Source organism: Candidatus Stygibacter australis (genome assembly GCA_030765845.1).
Lineage (GTDB): Bacteria > Cloacimonadota > Cloacimonadia > Cloacimonadales > TCS61 > Stygibacter > Stygibacter australis.
This window is the reverse complement of record JAVCDJ010000120.1, coordinates 1-5,460: the sequence shown is the minus strand read 5'-3', so window position 1 is coordinate 5,460 and position 5,460 is coordinate 1. Positions and strand designations below refer to the sequence as shown.

Sequence of the window (5,460 nt, the reverse complement as noted above, 5' to 3'; positions counted from 1 at the left end):
AATTTACTGTAAGGGGAGCATCTCCAGAGATGATATCTGCAATAAAATCTGCTGTTGGAGGGTCAGCAATAACGATCACTTCCACTTCATCAGACGCGGTTAATCTTCCCTGTCCATCATCGATGGTGAAGGTTATCATTTCTGAACCATTCCATGTTTCTTCAGTGGAGAAGGTTACCCAAAGCTGACTGATCTCAACTGTGATATATTCAGATCCTTCTGCTGAAAGCATCAGGTTATCACTATCAACATCAGAAACGTAGCCACTGAAATCCACCTGCAATTCACCATCTTCCATAAACTCAAAGCTAACTGGCAATACAATTACCGGAGCGTCATTTACCGGCTCTACAGTTACCTGGATTTCATCACTTGCTGTTTGGATTCCGTCAGTTATTTCAATATTTATAAATTCACTGCCAAACCAGTTTACCGAAGGGGTAAATACGAGCGTTAAGCCAGTATTCGTAATATTAATTTCCGTATTCCCACTCCAGCTTACGCTCAATTCCTGTGGATCACCATTGGTGTATGTTTCCAGGTTCAGGCTGGTTGATTCATCTTCATTGAAGCTGATGTCCCCTGGCAGATAAAAATATAATGGCGGATCAATTACTGTAATATAATCGGTCTTTACTTCCGTGGAACTTTCTCTGCTTATTTCATCAGTAACGTTCAGGCTTACGCTATATAAACCCGCTTCCTGATAAGTCCAGACAGGATTTTGTTCACTGGAATCTATCTCACCATCATTTTCAAAATCCCATTCCCAGGTAGTGGCATTGCTGGTAGAAAGGTCAGTAAACTGAATCTGCTGCCCTGATTCCACTTCTGTATAATTTGCTTCAAAATCTGCTACCAGTGGTTCATACTGACTTGTAACTGCATAGATTGGCAGAAAGTTTGGAACAGAACCAATTTCTCCACCTGGATTACTCTGCGTTGTAAAACTCACGCTGCAAACAAGGTCATGACTGGCATCCCAGACCGCAAACTCCAAAGTTTCAACTTCTTCTCCCTGAACATTAATTACTGAAATTGCTATATCTCCAGAATTTATTACACTTCCAACCCCACGGCATTCATAATCTACGAAGGTTCCAACTTCATCGCCCTCAGAAGCCGGTTCACCATCTATTCTAACTTCACAATAAGCCACGGTTGAATTAGAGTAGTCGACAACTTCCCAGGGACGCGGGAAGTTTTCCAGGTCAATTACATTGATATAGTCTTCCTTAAGTTCATTAGCAGTTATTCTGCCCACTTCATCAGTTATAGTCAGGCTAACGCTGTATATTCCTACATCTAAGTATTCCCAGATTGGATTTTGTTCATAGCTGTCTATCGTGCCGTCATTCTCAAAATCCCACTCCCAGCTTACTGCTGTCTCTGAGGAAAGATCAGTAAACTGCACGTCCTGACCAATGCCCACTTCCGTATTATCAGCTTCAAAATCGGCATAGAAATCTACAGGTGTAACAATCACATTCACAGAATCAGAAGCCATCATTCTGGTTACGGTATCGTAAACCATAAAAGTAACCATCTCAATCCCATCCCAGTCTTCTGTTGCTCCCAGCGTAACCAGAAGATCATTTATCTCAACCGTGATGTTATCTGTTATTTCATTAACGGCTATCAGTTCATCTCCGTCCACATCGTCCACATAAGGTGCAAAATCCACTTCCAGGCTGCCATTCTCCACAAATGTGAAGCTGTCTGGCAATATTATTGTTGGGGCATCATTGACCGGAGAAATATTAATTACTGCTGTATCGGAGACTAACTCCCCATGCCCATCAGATGCTGTTACGGTAAATTCTGCTGCACCAAACCAGTTTAATACTGAAGAAATTGTTAATATTTCTCCATTAATGCTGATATCTAATTCACTGGTAATATATTCTGCAGAATAATACAGGACATCATCATTCAGATCAGCAAAGTGATCACTTAAATCAATTTGAAAATCTGCAAAATCCTCTTCTCGGTTATAATCAAAAATAGGCAGGATCAATTCCGGCGGATAATTGACTACGGTGACACTACCATTTGTGATCGTCGTGATTGCAGTATCATTATAATTAAAATCCGTGATATCAAGGTTGCTAACACCTGCAGCAATTGAGGCAAAATTGAATATTATCAATGCACCTCCACCTTCCAGAGCTTCTGTTGAAGAACCTTCCACCACAATATTATCTCCATTATCAGTAACCGAGACTATTGTATTTTCAGATAATGTTCCTGCTACTGAATAACCATCATAATCTGCTACAGTATTATCGAAACTCATAGTAAAATTATAGCTGGTTACATTCCAGGCTAATACCAGCGGTGAAGTTGATACTGTTACATTGCCGGAATCTCCCAGATCTATGGAAATATCATCAACTGTGATTTCCGAATCTTCCAGATCACCGGCAGCACTATAAACAGTTAAATTCCAAGTCACACTGTCTGTGTATTCAGAATCGCTAACTTCTCCGGTTACAGTATAACTACCTGAAGCAAAATCATGATCAAATGTATTTACTGCAGAACTGCTTTCCAGATCATCATCAATATACCAGTTATATGTCAAAACTGCATCATCAACATCTTCAACTGTTAATTCAAAAGCTACATTTGCGGTCGTAACAGAGGAAGCTATTGTTACAAAAATATCAAGATCTGCCGGAATATACGATATTATCGCTGGAGCATCATTCACAGAAGTAACGATTATTTCCACATCATCGGAAGCGGTTGATCTGCCCTGCTGATCATCCACAATAAAGGATAGTGTTTCGCTGCCGTTCCAATTCTCCACAGCTTCCAGATTCACCATTAGACCTGTTATTGTCACAATAACATTAACGTTGTTTTCCACACTCAGCTCTAAGTCCGCAATGTTCACAATGTCCACATCGTCCACATATTCACTGAAATCCACTTCCCAAAAGCCGTCTTCTTCAAATGTGAAGCTTTCAGGCAGCTCAATGGTGGGTGCATCATTCACAGAAGTAACGATTATTTCCACATTATCGGAATCAGTTAATCTGACCTGCTGATCATCAACTGTGAAAGTTAACATCTCACTTCCATTCCAGTTTTCCGATGCTCCCAAAGTCACCAGCAAACCACTGATTTCAACTGTGATATTTTCTGTATTGTCACATGTAATCACCACCTCATCACCGTTCGCATCATCCACATATTCACTGAAATCTATTTCCACAATGCCGTCTTCTTCAATTGTGAAGCTGTCTGGCAGCTCAATGGTGGGTGCATCATTCACAGAAGTAACGATTATTTCCACATCATCGGAAGCAGTTAATCTGCCCTGCTGATCATCAACTGTAAAAGTTATAACCTCACTGCCATTCCAATTAGCTGCTGCAGAAAAGGTTACCAGGTGATCATTGATCTCCACAAAAACATTCTGATTTCCGGCACTGGCTATAGTAAGTTCATCACCATCAACATCAAATAGATAGGGTGCAAAATTCACAATCAGACTGTCATTCTCAGGAAATGAAAAACTTGGTGGCAAAGATATTACAGGTGGATCATTCACTGGTGTTATGATCACTGCCACTATATCTGAAGCTATTAACCTTACCTGCTGATCATCCACCGTAAAAGTAACATTTTCTGTGCCATTCCAGTTGTTTGGATTGCTCAATGTTACCATATACTCATCAATACCTACTGTGATATGAAAACCTCCACTGCGGGTGATCAAAAGCGAATCACCATCTATGTCGGAGATATAAGGAGTAAAGTCAATAACAACACTGCCGCCTTCTTCAAATGTGAAGCTCTCAGGCAATTCAATTGTCGGCGCATCATTCACAGGAGTAACGATTACTTCTACATCATCAGAAACAGTTAATCTTCCCTGCTGGTCATCCACAGTAAAGGTCAAAATCTCGCTTCCATTCCAGTTCACATCTGCCGTGAAAGTTACCATCATTGCAGCAATATCTGCTTCAATAAATTCATTACCAGTAATTGTAATTACTAAGTCGTCTCCGTCTATATCGTTCACGAAGTCCATTAAATTTATTTCCAGAGGGGTATCTTCTGCAAAAGTAAAATTATCAGGCAGCTCAATTGTCGGTGCATGATTTGCAAATTCTCCCGCTCCCACAAGTGTCACCTGCAATAATGGCTGATTGAAGGAATTATTGATTATGTTTAGTGTATCCTCAAAAGCTCCTTCCGCATCAGGTGTGAATGTCACATAAATTGTATCCTGCTCCCCAACTGAAAGTGTCACAGGCAGTTCGGAATAATCATATTCAAATATCTCAGGTCTGGTCTCGCCAATCAGCACATCCATTATGATCAAATCCACTGTACCATTATTCTGAATGACTACAGGCATAGTGGCATTCTCACCATATAGTAATGAACCAAAATCAAGAGGATTGTCCGAAAGCAGAGTGATCTCTATATCTTCCACAAACCACGGTTCAAAGAATACTTCTCCCTTTGCCGGATCTTCATCATCATCATAGATATGAGCATCAATGCTGTCTGCAATGGTAAATTCCCAGATATTATGATAAGCATTGATATCATAAGTGCCATCATTATAGATCTGATAATTACCACCATCATTATTGATAAACGAGTTTATGCCTATTTCTCCGGTTTCTGTTCCCAGATCAGGATTTGCATTTGAAGTGATATATATTCCATATCCAAGATTTTCTTCAAATACACTTTCCCTGAATACAGGGGAGCTTCCATATATTTTCACCCCATATTGAGAGCTGTATTCACAATAACTATTACTAAAATAGCCTGAATCAGAACTATAGAAATTTATATTTGCGTCAGCATTTCCAGAAATATTACCACCATATCTGATCCGGCAATGATCAAATTCTCCGATGCCAATATAATCTGAAGCTCCCTGTAAATGAATTCCTTCCCAGTCTCCAGGAGCTGGCATTGTAGAATTACCGTCATTATTGGTATCTCCACCAAATTCATCATCCTTTAATGAAGTAAATACAACCGGATTGATTTCTGTTCCGTTTACATCAATTGTGCCATATACATAGATTTCACCAGTACTGGCGAATTTTAGCACTTCATTTTCTGGAATTGTCAACACGCATTCATCAGTGACTGTTAACCTGCCTTCGATTACGTAGGGGAATCCGGTCAATTCACCTGAAAGAACAATGTCTTCACTAATTGTTCCACTTATGCTGAACGCATCGTAAGTGTTTCCGCTACCAGTGTTATTTGTGTATGCCTGGATATCACTATTATACAAATAAACTGCGTAATTACCGTTGTTATTTATTTGGCAGTCATTTATCTGAAGATCGCAGGTGCTGGCGTTTATTCCATCATCTCCATTATTATCAAAACTGCTGCCTGAAATATCTACGGCACAATTTCCTGCCCTCAATCCATCCTGACTGCTATATTCACAGATGCTGTTCGTAAAGTATCCCG

The 5,460-nt window shown here is 40.0% G+C and carries 1 protein-coding gene; it reads right to left on the bottom strand.

Annotation, left to right across the window (positions count from 1 at the left end):
* Positions 1–5,460, bottom strand: a 5,460-nt coding sequence (locus RAO94_06175; GenBank protein MDP8321919.1) for a tandem-95 repeat protein, incomplete at both ends; no start/stop codon positions are given.